We start from the raw sequence: 16,755 nt of genomic DNA on the forward strand, positions 1-16,755 counted from the left end.
AAAACAAATAACTATTATGAAAAAACACATTTTTTATTTCATTTTGACCTTTATTGCGGTTCAAATGAGTTTTGCTTCCAGCATTTCAGAATATGCAGTAATTAAAGGAACAGTTTCGATTCCGGATTTTATAGCAAAAGAAGTTACACTTTATAATGTTGAAGAGGGAAAGCCAGCGGTTGCTGCAACTGCTAAAGTCAATACTCTGGGGGAATTTGGCTTTATGATACCAGTTTCAGCGTCTGGCTTCTATTATGTAGATTACGGACAATTTAAGGGAAGAACTCAGTTAATTCGTTTGTATTTAGAACCAAAATTGGATATCAATTTGGTTATCAACAAAGAACATTATGTTTTGAGCGGAAAAAATGTGGGTCAGAATGTTCTGGTTCAGAAAGCAAACGAAATTTACAATGAATTTGCACCATTTGCAAGACTTGGAGGAAATGTAACTTATGTACAATTTTATCCTTGGCTTGATAAAGGTGTAGCAAAAGCAAATGAATTTTCAAAATCAATAAATACAAAAGATGCTAATTTCAATAAGTTATTAAAATTGGCAGTAGCAACAGATGTTGAAGAATCGACTTATACTTTTTTTAGATTACCTAGAACTGCATTTCCGGATAAAGACGATCGTCCTGCAGTTATAAAAACGTGGCAGACAGATAAAAAGTTTACAGATCCGGATTTGTTAAAATTACATAACGGTGTCACTTTAATGTCAAATTATTTCTTTTATATAAGTGTAAGCGGAGCCGCAGTTCCAAAGCGTTTAGATATTGTTGAAACATTAAATCATATTACTGATCCAGCTTTAAAGGATGTGTACCTTCGTGAAGAAGTTGCAACGTCAAGAATGAAAATTGAAGAATATGAAAAAGTAGCACCAAGTATAAAACCTTATATGATTTCTGATGCCAGTAAAACATTTTTAGTTGAATACGAAAAAGTATTGCATAAAAACGTAGGTCAGAAAGGATTAAATTTTTCATATAATGACATAAATGATAAACCGGTTTCATTTTCTGATTTCAAAGGAAAATTTGTTTACATTGATTTATGGGCAACCTGGTGTGGACCTTGTAAAGCTGAAATTCCTCACATGAAAAAAATTGAAGAAGATTATCACGGAAAAAATATTGTATTCGTAAGTCTTTCGTTAGATAAATCAAAAGATGCACAAAAATGGAAAGATTTTGTTACTAAAGAGCAATTAAAAGGAATTCAGTTAATGGCCGATAAAGATTTCAATTCTGATGTCGCTAAAAATTATGAAGTAAATGCGATTCCGAGATTTTTATTGTTCGATACTAAAGGTAACATTATCAACACCGATGCTTTGCGTCCATCTAATCCTGAGTTGAGAGAACAACTGGATAAATTATTGAAAGGTTAATATAAGTTTTATGAAATACAGCAAAAAAATATCAGTTTTACTGCTTTTTATCGGAAGCTTGACATTCGCACAGAATTACAAGACAAATGACCCAATTGCAGTCAATCAGAAAATAAAAAAAGGCGTTTTGCCAAACGGTATGACGTATTATATTTACCCGACAGATGTAAATAAAAATACGGCAAGTTATTACATCATTCAAAATGTAGGTTCGATTTTAGAAAACGATCAGCAGAAAGGTTTAGCGCATTTTCTGGAACATATGGCGTTTAACGGAACCAAAAATTTTGAAGGAAAAGGCATTCTGAATACGCTTCAGAAACAAGGAGCCGTTTTCGGAAAAAATATTAATGCTTACACTAGCACAGACGAAACGGTTTACAATTTAGACAATATTCCGTCAAAAGATGGCGGAGTAGTAGATACTTGTTTGCTTGTTTTGCACGACTGGTCTAACTTTTTGTCTCTGACAAATGAAGAAATCGATGCCGAACGCGGTGTAATTACCGAAGAATGGCGTACCAGACAAAATGCAAGAGCAAGAATTTACAATCAGTTAGCGCCGTATTATTACAACAATTCGCTGTATGCAGACCGTATGCCAATTGGAGATATGGATATTGTTAAGAATTTTAAATATCAGGTTTTAAAAGATTTTTATAAAGATTGGTACCGTCCCGATTTACAGGCAATCGCAATTGTTGGAGATATCAATGCGGACGAAATTGAGGCAAAAATCAAAAAGCTTTTTGCTGATATTCCAGCACCTCAAAATCCTAAAAAACGTTTTGAAATTGCTATTCCAGAAAGAGCAGAACCAACTTTTAAACTGGCTTTAGACAAGGAAATTTCAGCTTCGGGAATTAGTTATATGATTCGTCATGTTTCTGAAAAACCAACCGGAACTTATGCCGATTTAGAAAAATCTACACAACGTAGCATAGCTTTTTCTATTTTGAATAATCGTCTGGGAGAAATGGCGCAAAAACAAGAATGCCCGTTTAAAGGCGCACAAATTGGGTATCAGAGTTATTCTCGTCTTAACGATATCTGGGTTTTATCTGTTTCACCAAAACCGGGAAAACAAGAAGAAGCGTTTGCAATGGTAATGAAAGAATGGGTTCGTGCTTATAAATTTGGTTTTTCAAAAGGAGAAATCGAAAGAGCAGTAACTGAAACCATTTCGGGCTACGAAAATTATTTAGAAAAAATAAATGAGATTTCACATAAGGATGTCATCGGAATGGTAAAAGATGATTACCTAAATCACGAAGTTATTGCCGATCCTAATGCAGAATTTGAAATAACAAAAAGCATTTTAAAAAATATTGACACCAAAATTCTTCAGGAACAAATTAGTAAATTATACACCTCGCAAAACCGTGTTGTAACAGTTACTGGTGTAGAGGGTGAAGAAAATTTAACGCAGGAAAAAGCATTTGCTGCTATTCAGAAAGCAGAGAACGATGCGTCGTTGCAGCCTTATGTGGACACTTTTGAAGGAAAAACACTTTTAGGAAATCTGAAAATCAATTCTGGAAAAATTGTTTCGGAGAAAAAAGAAACGGCGATCGATGCTACCACTTTTGTATTGAGCAATGGTGTAAAAGTACATTACAAATTTGCCGATAAAAATAAAAAAGAAGTAGAGCTTAAAGCCGAAAGTTTTGGCGGAACTTCATTGTATGAGCCGCAAGATCTTCCATCAATCGGGCGCACTACAGCTTTGGCAATGATGTCTGGTGTTGGAGAACTTTCAAATGTTGATTTAGACAAAGTTTTAAAAGGAAAAATTGCCAATTCTTCTGTAAGCATCAGTTCACTTAAAGAAACCGTTTCGGGTTCGGCAAATGTAAAAGATATCGAAACGATGATGCAATTGATTCATTTGCGTTTTGTACAGCCAAGATTTGATAATCAGATGTATGCGCTATTAAAACAAAGATTAGAAAATTCGCTTAAAAACAGAGCAAATGATATCAATGCAAAAATGGAAGACAGTTTATCTGTGGTAGTTTATGGAAAAAACAACCCGAGAGTACAGCTGTTTAATCAAAAATATATCGACGATTTATCTTTTGATAAAATGAAAGCGTTCTATCTGGATCGTTTTGCAGATGTATCTAATTTTGAGTTTTACATTGTAGGAGATGTTTCACCAGAAGTTTTAAAACCCTTGCTGGAAAAATATATTGCCAGTATAAACGGGATTAAACGTAAAGAGAAATTTAAAAGCGATGTTCCAAAATGGGTTTCAAACAAAATAGATCAAGATGTTTTTATTAAAATGCAAACACCAAAAAGCTCGGTTCGTATTGCATTTGTAAAAGATTGTGCGTTTACACAAAAAAACAGAATCTTAGTTTCTTTCTTGTCTGATGTTCTTACGTTGCGCTATACAGAAAGTCTGCGTGAGAAAGAGGGCGGAACTTATGGTGCACAGGTAAAAGCCAGTATTGATAAATTGCCGGTTTCAAAAGCAAACCTTCAGATTTTATTTGATTGTGATGCAGAAAAAGTAGAACACTTACTGCCAATTGTGTATCAGGAAATTGATAAAATCAAAAAAGGTGAAATCGCGGCAGAAGATGTAGAAAAAACGAGAACGAATTACCTTAAATCCAAAGAAGACAGCAAAAACTTCAATTCTTACAGTATGAATTTGATTTATAATTATTTTGAAAATGATTATAATATGAATGATCCTGCTACTTACGAAAATATTGTAAAAAGCGTTACCGCAAAAGATATTCAGGAATTTGCCACTTCACTTTTAAGTAAAGCCGACGCTATGGAGGTTGTTTTCAAGCCATTAAAATAAATTTTATCAGTTTTTTTTATAATAGAGTTTAATTGTTTTCCCTATCAATTATTATTTTGAGTTAGTAAGCAAATTAGTTGTTATAGCGGATTATCAGGAGGGTTGTTTTTTGCTATTCAGCCCTCTTTTTTTTAAATTTAACCCATGAACAAGAACATATTTTTAGGGAGTCTTTTGTTGTTGTTTTCAGTAATAACACAGGCTCAAATTTATAATCCGTTAAAATGGAAAACCAGTATCGAGAAAATTTCCGATACAGAATACGAGTTGCAGGCAAAAGCCATAATCGAATCGGGCTGGCATTTATACAGTCAGGAAGTTTCAGATGGAGGTCCGATTCCTACCCGTTTTACCTTTACAAAAACGCCCGAATTTCAGTTAATTGGGGAGGTAAAAGAAGAAAAAGGAAAAACGATCAACGATCCGGTTTTTAAAATGCAGATTAAGTTCTTTGAGAAGGAAACTACTTTTTCACAACGCATAAAAATACTTTCAGCTAAGCCTTTCAAAATCAAAACAGAAGTAGAGTTTATGGTTTGCAATGATGAAAACTGTCTTCCGCCAAGTTCAGATGAACTGGAGTTTGCTGTTAGCCCATCCGCCAAAGCGATAACTTTAATTGAAAGTAATGTAAAGAAAGAAATTAAAGCAACAGAAATCGATTCTTCGATTTCTGATGTTAAAGAAAAAACAGAGGAAATAATCCAGACAGAAATTGTAAAAACGCGCAAGAAAGAGCTGAAAAAACAGCAACCGGAAACGGAATCAAGAAGTTTGTGGGCGATTTTTTTACTGTCTTTTTTCTCCGGATTTGCAGCCTTGTTAACGCCTTGTGTTTTTCCGATGATTCCAATGACGGTAAGTTTTTTTACCAAGCAAAGTAAAACCAAATCACAAGGGATTAGAAAAGCTGTTTTTTACGGAATTTCGATTATCGCTATTTATATCTTTTTGGGTGCGATTGTAACCTGGGTTTTTGGTGCAGATTCTCTAAACGCACTTTCAACGAATGTTTGGTTTAACCTTGTATTTTTTGTGCTTTTAATGTTTTTTGCCTTTTCTTTTTTAGGAGCATTCGAAATTATGCTTCCAAATGCGTGGGCAAACAAAGTAGATTCGCAGGCAGATAAAGGCGGAATTGTTGGAATATTATTCATGGCTTTGGCTTTGGCGATTGTCTCATTTTCTTGTACGGGACCAATTGTTGGGACTTTACTTGTTGAAGCTGCTTCGCGTGGAGGAATTGCACCTTTTGTCGGAATGTTTGGTTTTTCTCTGGCTCTGGCATTGCCTTTTACCTTATTTGCGGCATTTCCGGGTTGGTTAAATTCACTGCCAAAATCGGGTGGCTGGCTGAATTCGGTTAAAGTATTTTTAGGGTTTCTGGAAATGGCTTTGGCTTTTAAATTTTTATCCAATGCCGATTTGGTTTTGCAATTACACTGGCTGGAAAGAGAAACTTTTTTGGCTATTTGGATTGCGATTTTCGGGACATTGACTTTTTATTTATTTGGGAAAATTCAGTTGCCTCATGATAGTCCGGTTTCCAATATTAGTGTTGGAAGATTAGGACTTGGTGTTTTGGTTTTGTCTTTTACCATTTATCTCATTCCCGGAATTTGGGGCGCACCATTGAAAATGATTAGCGGTTTTCCGCCGCCAATGCATTATAGCGAAATTCCGAATGGATTAAGTAATTCAGCATCACGTGAAATAACAGAAAATCTGCCGGAAGGAGCAGAGCTTGGCCCTCACGATATTATGGCCTTTACCGATTATGATTTAGGAATGCAATATGCCAAAAAAATTGGGAAACCGGTTATGATTGACTTTACAGGACATGCCTGTGTAAATTGTCGCAAGATGGAAGACAATGTTTGGTCTGACGATAAGGTGCAGAAAATTCTAAAAGGCGAAGTAGTTTTGATTTCTTTGTATGTTGACGATAAAAGAGAATTGGCTTCACATGAACAAAAAGTTTCTGAATTAACAGGTAAAAAAATAAAATATATTGGGCAGAAATGGAGTGAATTTCAAACCATAAAATATAAAACAAATGCACAGCCTTTTTATGTATTAGTTGATCACAATGGAGAACCACTAAACGAAACTTCAGCCTATAATCCTGATGTTACAGAATATCTGGATTGGTTAAAAAATGGAATTTCTAATTTTAAAGCAGATATTTAAAGATCAATAATTTTTAAAAATTCAGGAGAAATTGAATGTCCTTCATAAAAAAAGGATTTAATACACAAAAGCATAGCCTGTGTTTGAAATGTTTTTCAGGATCAAAAAGCGATGTCTCTATGTGCTTAAATTAATTGAAATAAGAAAAGCGGAACAATCGAAGAAGTTGTTTCGCTTTTTTTATTGGAAAAAATCAGAATCAAAAATTAGATTTTATCTTTATTGATGTTCATCGCATCAATAGACTGACATAAAATTGATACCGCTTTTTCCATTTCTTCTTTCTCCAGATGTCCAAATCCAAGTCGGGTCGCTGTGAGATCTTTTGTTTGGTATAAAATAGTTTTAGGCAGGAATAATCCGTTTGCGGCACATTCTTTCTGCAGGGTTATAAGATTAAAGTTTTCCAGCCATTCAATCCAGATAGCCAATCCGCGCAACGGAACTTTAAATTTAATTCGGCTCCCTAATTTTTCATTCAGTAAACCAACAAAATAATCCCTGCGCTCTTTATATATTTTTTTATTCTTTTTTGAAAGTCGGTGTACTTCACCTTCGTTAATCCATTCTGTCAGAACTTGTTCCTTTAGAACATCAATTCCCGGTTCCAGAATATTTTGGTGTTTTTCTAATTCTTTTATAAAGTCCGGTGGAGCGGTAACAAAACCATAGCTAAATCCCAATGGAAGCGATTTTCCAAATGAGCCAATATAAACCACTTTCTGATTCGTATCGAAAGCTGCCAAAGGTAAAACCGGGTTATTATCAAAATGGAAATCAAAATCATAATCATCTTCCAGAATCACAAAACCGTATTGATTAGCGAGTTCCAGAACTTCCATTCTTCTTTTGGCACTTAAACCAATTGTTGTTGGATAATGAAAATTGGAAGTAAGATATAAAACCCTGATTTCAGATTCTTCGCAAATTTTTTTCAGTCTGTTAGTATCAATTCCGTTCTGGTCTACAGGTATCGTAATAATCTGCGCGCCAGTGCTCGTTAACGTCATATTGGATATAAAATAACCCGGAGAAGCTACCACAACTTTATCTCCCGGAGCAATTAATACTTTGGTAACCAGATAAAGACTGATTTCATGACTGCTTGTAGTGAGAAGGTTCGAAGTCGAAATTCGAATACCTCGCGTAAGATTCAGATAATTGGAGAAATGCGTTTTAAAATTCAAATGAGACTGCATCTGAATTTGTTCGTAGGTTTTAGAAGTTTTCTGCCGTTTAAGTTTAGAAACATACAATCTGGCCAAAATATCATTCTGAATCAATCTCAAATCAGGCATTCCGTCATTGAATTGATAAGGAAGTTCGCTGTTTTCGAAAGGATTTTCGAGAATTGTAGATTGTTTAAAACTAAAACCTTTGCTTTCTATTGACAAACTGGATTCTCTGATTGGAGTAAATTCTGATTTGCCTTTCTTTTTATTTTGCGATAAAATAAAAGTGCCTTTATTAGGTAATGTTTCAATCCAGCCCTGAGCTTCCAGATCCTGAAAGGCCTTGATAAGCGTGTTTCTGTTAACAGACAATAGTTTACATAATATGCGGGTACCCGGTAGTTTTGTTCCTTCAGGAAGAAATCCGGTCTGAATCGCTTTAATAAATTCAAAAACGATCTGAAGATAAATTGCAGTGTTTTCTTCAGGTTTTAACTGAATAAAGCTTTTAAAAGGAATTTCAACCGGACCACTCATAATTATAAAACTGGTATACTTTATTAGTACGGCAAGATAGTACTTTTGCAAAAATTTTAAACCAGAATGAAAAAAATCTATTTTGCTGTCTTAATATTAATTTGTTTTAATATGTATTCTCAAACCAAAAAGGATACTATTATTGAGTTTGATGAAGTAATAATTAATGAAAACAGACTAAGCACTCCAATTTCTAAACAAAACAGAAATGTTTATGTGATCAATAGTGAAACTATAAAAAAGCTACCGGGAAAAACGCTTCAGGAAGTATTACAATACGCAAATGGTGTTGATATCAGGCAAAGAGGACCGTTTGGTGGACAAGTCGATATAAGTGTAGACGGCGGAAGTTTTGAACAAACCGTTGTTTTGCTTAACGGCGCAAAAATTATTGACTCTCAAACTGCTCACAATATGCTTAATCTGCCACTTCCGGTAGAAGCAATCGAAAGAATTGAGGTTTTGCGTGGTCCGGCTGCCAGAATTTTTGGAATTAACAGTTTAACCGGAGCAATTAATATTGTGACTAAAAAACCTAAAGATTCGGGAGTATTAGTGAGTACTTATGCCGGTTCTAATTTTGAGAAAGATACGCAAGACACGGGAGATACTTTTTATGCAGGCGGTGTTCAGGTTGGAGCTGTTTTAGGAAAAGAAAAACAGCAACATTCGATTTTTGCTTCGCATGATAAAAGTAATGGGTATCGTTATAATACCGGATTTGAAAACAATAAAATATTGTATCAGGGAAATGTACAAATCAACGATTCAAATGAAATTTTAGGAGCTGTTGGTTATGTAAATAATGATTTTGGTGCAAATGGTTTTTATGCAGCTCCGGGCGATAAGAATTCTACAGAAATTGTGCAGACAACATTTGCCAACATTCAGTCTAAGCATCATATTACCGAAAGATGGAAAATAATGCCGAGAGTTACATACAGATATAATTATGATGATTACAGATACTTAGGAGATAATAATCTAAAAGTTGGAAGAAGTCAGCATTATACTAATTCGATTGCAGCAGAACTTAATTCATCGATAAAAACTGAAAAAGGTGAAATTGGTTTTGGAGCAGAATTTAGAAATGAAAACATTCATTCATCAAATATTGGAGATCATGATCGTGATAATGTTGGACTTTATGCAGAATACAGAACCTATTTGTTCGAAAAGCTTAATGTAAATTTAGGAACATATCTGAACTATAATTCGGATTATAAATGGCAGATTTATCCGGGATTAGATGCTAGTTACGAATTGACAAATAGTTTGAAGATTGTTGGAAATTTAGGAACAAGTCAACGAATTCCTTCTTTTACAGATTTATATCTGAATCAGCGCCCGGGAAATATTGGTAATCCGGATTTAACTTCAGAAAATGCTTTCCAGAGCGAAATAGGATTTAAATACACAAAAAAAGCACTGAACTTAAATGTAAATTATTTCTACAGAGAAATCAATAATTACATTGACTGGACACGTATGGTAACTACGGTGCCGTGGCAAAGTCAAAACTATGGTGATTTGATTACAAACGGAATCAATATGCGCGGAACATACAGAATCGATTTATCAAAAGATTCTAAACTGAGTTTCTATCTTGGATATTCTTATCTGGATTCGAGGTTTAAAGATACACGTCCGGAGCCTTATTCAAAATATTTAATTTCATCATTAAAACATCAGATAACCAATACGATCGATTACCAACATAAAGATTTTTCTGTTTTGTTGGCGACTCGTTTTAACGAAAGAGTTACAGGAGCTTCGTACTGGATTAATGATTTTAGAATCAGTCAGGGACTTAAAAAATTCACTGTATTTGTAGATGCTCAAAATATATTTAATACAACTTATTACGAAGTTGGGGCTTTCCCTTTACCGGCAAGATGGTTTAGCGCTGGTGTAAAATTTGTTACTTTTTAATTGAAAAAATAATAATAGATTTCAAAAGCCTTTAAATAGTGATATTTAAAGGCTTTTTGTTTTTTCAGAATTTTACTGAAGTTTAAAAAATCGTTTAATTGCAGAGTGATATTATCCGTTTTTAAATCCCTTTTTGGCTGTATTGCGATATAGAGATGTTTTTTTATTTAAAGAGCAATATAGTTTTAGTAAAAAGAGCTTACGCTATCAAATTATTTGATCTGTAAGGAAAATTAATTGAAACTTCCTCTTTACATTTGACTGAAAAAGAGATTTTGCTAGTCTCTATAAATTTATCTTTTGCACATAAAGAATTCAAATACTGGATATAGCAGAAAAAAAATATAAAGAAATAAAACTCAAACATGAAACAAGCAATTATCAATGCTATTGTGCATACGGGAGATGACATAATTGAAAATGGAGTCGTAATAATTGAAAACGGAGTCATTATTTCGATACAAAAAGAAATTCCAAATGATATTAAGCAAATTGATTTGAGAGGAAAGCATCTTGCAGCAGGATTTATAGATATTCAGATTAATGGAGGAGAAAAGTATTATTTTAGTCAGACTCCAAACGAAGAAACTATTCAGGATATTTATGATGCCAGCTTGAAATATGGTACAACGCATGTTTTACCGTGTTTAATTTCATCTTCAAGAGAAACCATTTTAAAAGGTATTGAAGCGGTTCGTGATTATATGAAAAAGCATCAAAATGGTGTTATCGGAATGCATTTGGAAGGACCATTTTTAAATCCCCTAAGACGTGGTGCGCATAGCATTGATCAGGTTAGAAAGCCAACCAACGAAGAGCTTGAAGAAATAATCAGAAAAGGAAAAGATGTTATAAAAGTTATTACGATCGCTCCGGAATGTTTTACAGAAGAACAGTTAAATATGTTGCTTGAAAGCGGAATTACTATTTCTATTGGACATTCAACGGTTACACATAAAGATGCACAGTTTTATTTTTCAAAGGGAATTAATCTTGTTACGCATTTGTTTAATGCCATGACACAATTTGGTCATCGTGAACCTGGATTAGTAGGAGCTGTTTTTGAAAATGAAGATGTTTATGCACCCGTTATTTTAGATGGTGCCCATTGTGATTATGCGGCTGCAAGAGTGGCGTATAAGTTGAAACAGGAGAAATTCTTTTTGATTAGCGATGCTACATTTTTAGGTAGAAAAGTAACCAATTTTAGATGGGATAATTTTGATGCTCATTTAGAAAACGGATTTTATAGAAATGAAGATGGAAATCTGGCTGGAGCTACAATATCAATGTTAGAGGCAGTACAAAATGCCTATAATAATCTAAATGTTTCAGCCGATGAAGCAGTAAAGATGGCTACCACAAGAGTTGCTTCGGCAATTGGGATGCAAAATAAAGTAGGGAAAATTAAATCTGGTTTTCCGGCCAGTTTTGTTCAGTTCAATGCCAATTTATCTGAAATTGAAACATTAAATTTTTCTTGAGCCTATTTGTAAAATGATTAATAAAAAATTGTCCAGTCTGTAGATAAATCAAAGACTGGATTTTTTTTGCTTAATATTTAGCTTTTTGATCGCTTATTTTATTGTCACGGAGGCTTTGACTTTGTATACTTTTTTTGGAGCACTCTTCGTAATAACAGAATCATATATGAGACTGATTTTTAAAGGACTAAAATAATAAAGACAAAAATGAGTTAATTATAACTACATCGTTTTAAAATGAAATGGTTTAAAAAGCCTGTTTTGAATAGCATCCAAATTAAAACTTTTCTGTCAATAGACTTGCATTTTGCAGGCTTATTGATAGTTTTGTACTAAATATTCCCAAATTTTTTACCTACTTAACCTATGAAAAAAAACACGCATTATTTTTTACTTGCCTTGTTTTCAAGTATTTTTTTTAGCTGTAGTGATCACGACATCGATGGTGATTTGTATCAGCCCAATTATTTGCCCAGCATAGATGCTACAAACCTGCCAAAGGAGAATCGGCCAATGACGATGTTTGAAGATGCTGAAAGTCCTTCAAAAATGTATGACAATGCAGACCGTTGGTTTAGAGTTAATCAGCCCCTTCAAATTATTCAAAAAGGAAAAGATTCTGTACAAGTATCACTTTACTCTCCAGTTGGACTTTCAGATGTCAAGATTTATGCAAAATTGCCTAATTACGAGAAGCGATTTTTAATTTACAACTTTACAAAAATCCCTGCCTTTCACAGATCGTTTCATAAAATTCCAATGACAACCGGAAAAAATGACTATTTGTTAGAAACAGGAAACACCGTTACAATTGATAAAATTGATGGTTTTTCTTCTGGAGCTGTTGAATTTTCAGTTGAATCTGAAGATCCGTTATTTCAGAAATTCAAAAAAATAAAATCATCACATTTAGTTCGTTTCAGCGACTCTTATCATACGAATGAATTAGGGAAATATCTGCCGATGAATCCTGTATTGGCCAAAGAAGCGATCACGATGATTATTAATTATTCTTATGCATTAAGTCATCCTTTGTACTACAGTACTTTTGTCAATTTTGATAAATACAAGCAAGAACAGGCAGCAACGGCAGGAACAGCTGTAAATGGTGCTTTAAATTGGCATGGAAATGCAGAAGATACAAATGGAGTTTACGATTATCTGACTAAAGAGGAAATTGAAAAAATATATCTGAATTATCTGGATGGCCGTAACCTGAATATGGCAATGGTTGGTGGTGATTCTGCCTGGGGTGGAGGAGCTTTGGCCTCACAATGGGAATCTGGTTATGTAACCGGACATTGGTTAGGCGAAATGTCGGTTTGGTCACATGAATATTCACATCATATTGGTTTTAGCCATTCGAGCAATTTAGCAAATAGTGGCGAAGGAGGAGGGCAGCAGGAAATGTTGACTCATTTTTATAAATATTTAATTTATTTAAATGACCTTCCTTTTACAGATCCGGAGGTTTTAAAAGGATGGACAAAAACAGCTTATTTAACCGGAACGTACAAGAAACCAGTATTTACTATTAATCCAAAAAATCCGTTTTTACTGAAATATAAAGGTGAAGGAAAATGGAAATAAAATATAAAATCAAGATGAAGAATATTTTGCCCTTAATTCTAATGCTTTGTTTTTTTACCAATTGCAGTAAAGATTCTTTGAGCATGGAACCTACAAACTACGATTATTATTATCCAAGTGATGAAGCCTCTATAACAGAAAAACAAATTGGTGATGGCAAAGGAACGCTGGACCCAAGAGGAATTGCAGTTTCTAATGATAAGTTATATGTATGTAATGGCGATGTACTGGAGGTTTTTAACGCTGTTACTTTAGCACATCTAAAAACAATTACCAATTATATAAAAGGAACTACCACAATCCCGCTTACCAATCTTACGTCTATTAGTATTGATAACGGACGTATTTATCTTGGAAGTACTGATTCAAGATTATTTGTAATGGATGAAGCAACCACACTTGGAATTAGTACAGTAGGAAACGGACAATGGTGGCAGACTTTTGTGCACGTTTTTGGTGTTGTTGTTAAAGACGGATTGGTATTTGTAAAAGAAAAAGAAAAATCAATTAAAGTATTTGAAACATCACAAATTACCGATACAAGCAATTGGAATATTGTGCCAATTGCAAAATTAAATACTTTAAACGGCTACACCGAAATTTATTCTATGGGTGTTATCTCCGGGAATTTGGTTGTAGCGGGAAGAGATGCAAAAAGCTATTTGTATTATGATATCGCAAATATTAAAGCTAACGCAGCAAACTCGCTTACAACACCAATAGAACCTGTAAAAGCACCATTTTCAGACATAAAACCAGTTTCGGTTCTTTTTAATGCGGATTGGGCAATTACTTCAGAAAATGAAGGAAGTGTTTCTTATTTAAGAATTTATCCAAAAGACGAATTCAATAATAAAAACTACAAAGCCATTATTAATGCTTCAGATGTTATGGGACAAAACTCATTTGGTACTATTGTAGGTACTGCACAATTAAACGATCGTATTTTTCTGTCGGACAATACGAATAAAAAAATCAGAGTTATTAAACTGAATAAATCTACCATTGCTGAGCAGAAGAATTAGATAAATCTTATATAGATTTTGATTTTAAAAAAGCCTGTAAACTTATTGTTTACAGGCTTTTTTTATGGGCTTGTTGGACTAGGGGGATCGCGTTTTTGCTGCACTAATATTTGCAATTCTAAATTTTTAAAAACAATAGTTGTTCGTTATTTTACAATTTTCTGCTTTTTGGAATGAGTTACTTTGTTTAAAAATAGTATAAAAATGAAAAGAAAACTTATTTTAAGCGGAATGTTGATGCTTACCTTTTGGTGTAATGCACAAACTACAGAACCAGATTTGAAAGCTGTTCGAAAAGCGATAGAAGCAAGCAATGCTATCTATGCCGATTTAGCGAACAAAAATGACGGATCTATTCTTACGAGGTATACAGATGATGCCTGTCTTTACCCTCCCAATGCTGCACCACTTTGCGGAAAGGCACAAATAGTCTCATTTTTTAAAGGCGGACCTCAGGTACATGTTAAATTTACGATCCAACACCTGTATGGAGATGGAAAAACATCTGTAACAGAGGAAAGTTATTATGAAATGACAGATATGGAAGGAAAAAAACTAGATGATGGAAAAGTAATTGTAATTTGGAAAAACACAAAAAACGGTTGGAAAATGCATCGTGATATGTTCAGTAGTAACCATCCTGCGAAGTAATTTTAGAAACCAATATTAACAGCCTGTTGAAAATCGGTATCATTTTTTATCAGCGATTGTCTACAGGCTGATGGTGTTATCCCTGTAAATTTTCTGAATTCTTTTATAAAATGTGCCTGGTCATAATATCCACAGTCGTAAGCTATTGTAGTTAATGATTCAGTCGTATTAAGCACCAGTTGCAGGCTTTTATTAAATCGTGTTACAGAAGTTAACGCTCCCGGGCTAATCCCAATATTTGACAGATAAAGTTTTTGGATATACCTTTCTGATAGTCCTGAATGTTCAGACAGGGAAGATAAATCTAATGACTGATGATTAGAATATAGTTCCTGACTAAGATTTAGAATTGTAGAGACTTTCTTTAATCGTGTTTCATTTTTTTTGAGCTGCTGGAGTAAATAGTTTTCTAAGATTTTGATTTTGGAGTCAAGTTTAGGTGTCTCCATGATACGATCATATAGGTCTCTGTTTTCAGCCAATGCTACGTCGTACATATCAGTAGCGTAATTTGTGAATTCAGACAATGGATCAGAGAAAAATAGAGCACTGGCATGCGGATAAATACGTGCTATAAGTACCGATGTTCCCTGTGATACTGTAAGACGTGTTGGTAAAGTTAGATGGCCTAATAATTCTATGGCCGGAGTATCTTTTCGTTTGCCATTGATAATTGTTGCTGCCGCTCCTCCAGATATGTTTATAACCAAGTCAACATAACCACTTGGATAAAACACCTCGTTAACAAGATTCTTGTCAATAGTAACGAGGGTATAGTTTTTTATATACGGTGCTAAACTGGTGCAAGGTAAAATTTGCATAGGATTGTTCGTCGTATTTTAAATAGTAGTCTGTTGATTTTTAGCCAGTTCTAAATTAAGAATAAATATAATATACTCTGTTGTAAATGATTAAAAAATGTATTTTTTCTGACAAGCTACTTGATTAAACTGTTGAACACAGAAATTACATTATCCGGACAGCAATTAGATTAGATGGAAGAACAACAAAAAGGGACAAAAAAACAAAAAGCCTGTAAACAAATAGTTTACAGGCTTTTTTGAATTGAGTTGCGTTTTAATTAAATATTTTTTTCCTAGATATTCTTCGTTTAATTTTTTATTTTTCCACTTTTAGACCTGTGATATTATATTTTGCAATTAGTCCGAAAACAATTCTTTTGCCTAAAGTACTATCTTCTTTAGAATGTACTCCAAAAGCATCATTTGTTTGAACAAAAATTCCTCCCATGATTCTATTGTCATTGCTGTTATAAGCATGAAGACCCAATCCTAATACAGTATTGTTTTTTAAAGAATCACTATGATCATAAATTCTGTGACGGATGTATGGGTTGATATTTATGTATATATTGGACAATGTTGAGTCGGTAGTATTTGGACTTTCTTTTAGAGACAATAGATAAACATAATCACAATTTATATCATATCTAATAAAGGAATCAAACGTTCCTGATAGCGCCTTTACTTCTGATACTGCTGTAAATTGACCTTCTGTTATGGTAGAATCTAATTTCTGAAATTTAAAAGTTGTAGGAATCCATCCATTTTATTTGAAATAGCTACTTCAAGGTTCGATAAATAATTAGAATATAGAATAAAAGTAAGCTGTCGTTTACAGTTGGAGTCCATATTTTATGATGAATTTTTTAGTTGTTTTTAAGTAAAAGATTAACTGCATTGACTTATTTGAAATGAAAATTTGGTATGCATATAAATGAATTGTAGCTCTGATTTTTCATGTTAAAAAAAAAGTAATGTTTTGATTGTTAGTATTTTGTAATTTACTATTTTTACAGTAAATCAATTAAAAGTAGGATTTTTATTAAAATAATTTATTACGTATAAGAACTCTTCTTTTAAACTTTTACATCTTAAATAACTTGTTTCTTTAAGAGATATAATATGGACTGAGCTTTAAAAACATGTTGTTT

Annotated in this window: 11 protein-coding genes; 8 read left to right on the plus strand and 3 right to left on the minus strand. The window is 33.5% G+C overall.

All coding sequences use genetic code 11. From position 1 onward, the window contains the following. Positions 1 to 16 precede the first annotated feature (16 nt). The 3 genes from OLM51_RS08830 (at position 17) to OLM51_RS08840 (ending at position 6,410) form a co-directional block, all read left to right on the plus strand. Entirely contained in the window at positions 17 to 1,399 is a 1,383-nt protein-coding gene (locus OLM51_RS08830) for a TlpA family protein disulfide reductase (protein WP_264553952.1), read from the plus strand. A gap of 10 nt (positions 1,400 to 1,409) precedes the next feature. Next, entirely contained in the window at positions 1,410 to 4,220 is a 2,811-nt protein-coding gene (locus OLM51_RS08835) for a M16 family metallopeptidase (protein ID WP_264553953.1), read from the plus strand. Positions 4,221 to 4,364: 144 nt separating this feature from the next. After that, positions 4,365 to 6,410 carry a protein-disulfide reductase DsbD family protein gene (locus tag OLM51_RS08840; protein WP_264553954.1) on the plus strand — a complete coding sequence of 682 codons (2,046 nt, stop codon included), beginning with the start codon at positions 4,365 to 4,367 and terminating at the stop codon, positions 6,408 to 6,410. Positions 6,411 to 6,616: 206 nt separating this feature from the next. On the opposite strand, the gene OLM51_RS08845 is transcribed toward OLM51_RS08840, so the two are convergent. Then, positions 6,617 to 8,170: a PLP-dependent aminotransferase family protein gene (locus OLM51_RS08845; protein ID WP_264553955.1), complete on the minus strand. Its 1,554-nt coding sequence runs from the start codon at positions 8,168 to 8,170 to the stop codon at positions 6,617 to 6,619. Between the two features lie 15 nt (positions 8,171 to 8,185). On the opposite strand from OLM51_RS08845, the gene OLM51_RS08850 reads away from it, so the two are divergent. The 5 genes from OLM51_RS08850 to OLM51_RS08870 all read left to right on the plus strand — a co-directional run bounded on the left by OLM51_RS08850 (position 8,186) and on the right by OLM51_RS08870 (position 14,801). Then, entirely contained in the window at positions 8,186 to 10,051 is a 1,866-nt protein-coding gene (locus OLM51_RS08850) for a TonB-dependent receptor plug domain-containing protein (protein WP_264553956.1), read from the plus strand. A 365-nt stretch (positions 10,052 to 10,416) separates the two neighbouring features. Beyond that, positions 10,417 to 11,535 carry an N-acetylglucosamine-6-phosphate deacetylase gene (gene nagA / locus OLM51_RS08855; protein ID WP_264553957.1) on the plus strand — a complete coding sequence of 373 codons (1,119 nt, stop codon included), beginning with the start codon at positions 10,417 to 10,419 and terminating at the stop codon, positions 11,533 to 11,535. A 366-nt stretch (positions 11,536 to 11,901) separates the two neighbouring features. Then, a complete protein-coding gene (locus tag OLM51_RS08860; RefSeq protein WP_264553958.1) occupies positions 11,902 to 13,125 on the plus strand; it encodes a hypothetical protein in 1,224 nt (407 codons plus the stop codon). Continuing rightward, positions 13,116 to 14,150: a hypothetical protein gene (locus OLM51_RS08865; protein WP_264553959.1), complete on the plus strand. Its 1,035-nt coding sequence runs from the start codon at positions 13,116 to 13,118 to the stop codon at positions 14,148 to 14,150. Before OLM51_RS08860 ends, OLM51_RS08865 begins: the two co-directional genes overlap by 10 nt. A 204-nt stretch (positions 14,151 to 14,354) precedes the next feature. Further along, positions 14,355 to 14,801, plus strand: a complete 447-nt coding sequence (locus tag OLM51_RS08870; RefSeq protein WP_264553960.1) for a YybH family protein — start codon at positions 14,355 to 14,357, stop codon at positions 14,799 to 14,801. A 2-nt stretch (positions 14,802 to 14,803) separates the two neighbouring features. Here OLM51_RS08870 and OLM51_RS08875 read toward each other — a convergent pair whose 3' ends face one another. Further along, positions 14,804 to 15,622: a helix-turn-helix transcriptional regulator gene (locus OLM51_RS08875; protein ID WP_319799981.1), complete on the minus strand. Its 819-nt coding sequence runs from the start codon at positions 15,620 to 15,622 to the stop codon at positions 14,804 to 14,806. Between the two features lie 298 nt (positions 15,623 to 15,920). Then, complete coding sequence (locus tag OLM51_RS08880) at positions 15,921 to 16,181, minus strand: hypothetical protein (protein WP_264553962.1); 261 nt, start codon at positions 16,179 to 16,181, stop codon at positions 15,921 to 15,923. Between the last annotated feature and the right edge of the window lie 574 nt (positions 16,182 to 16,755).

This window comes from Flavobacterium sp. N2038 (genome assembly GCF_025947185.1).
GTDB lineage: Bacteria > Bacteroidota > Bacteroidia > Flavobacteriales > Flavobacteriaceae > Flavobacterium.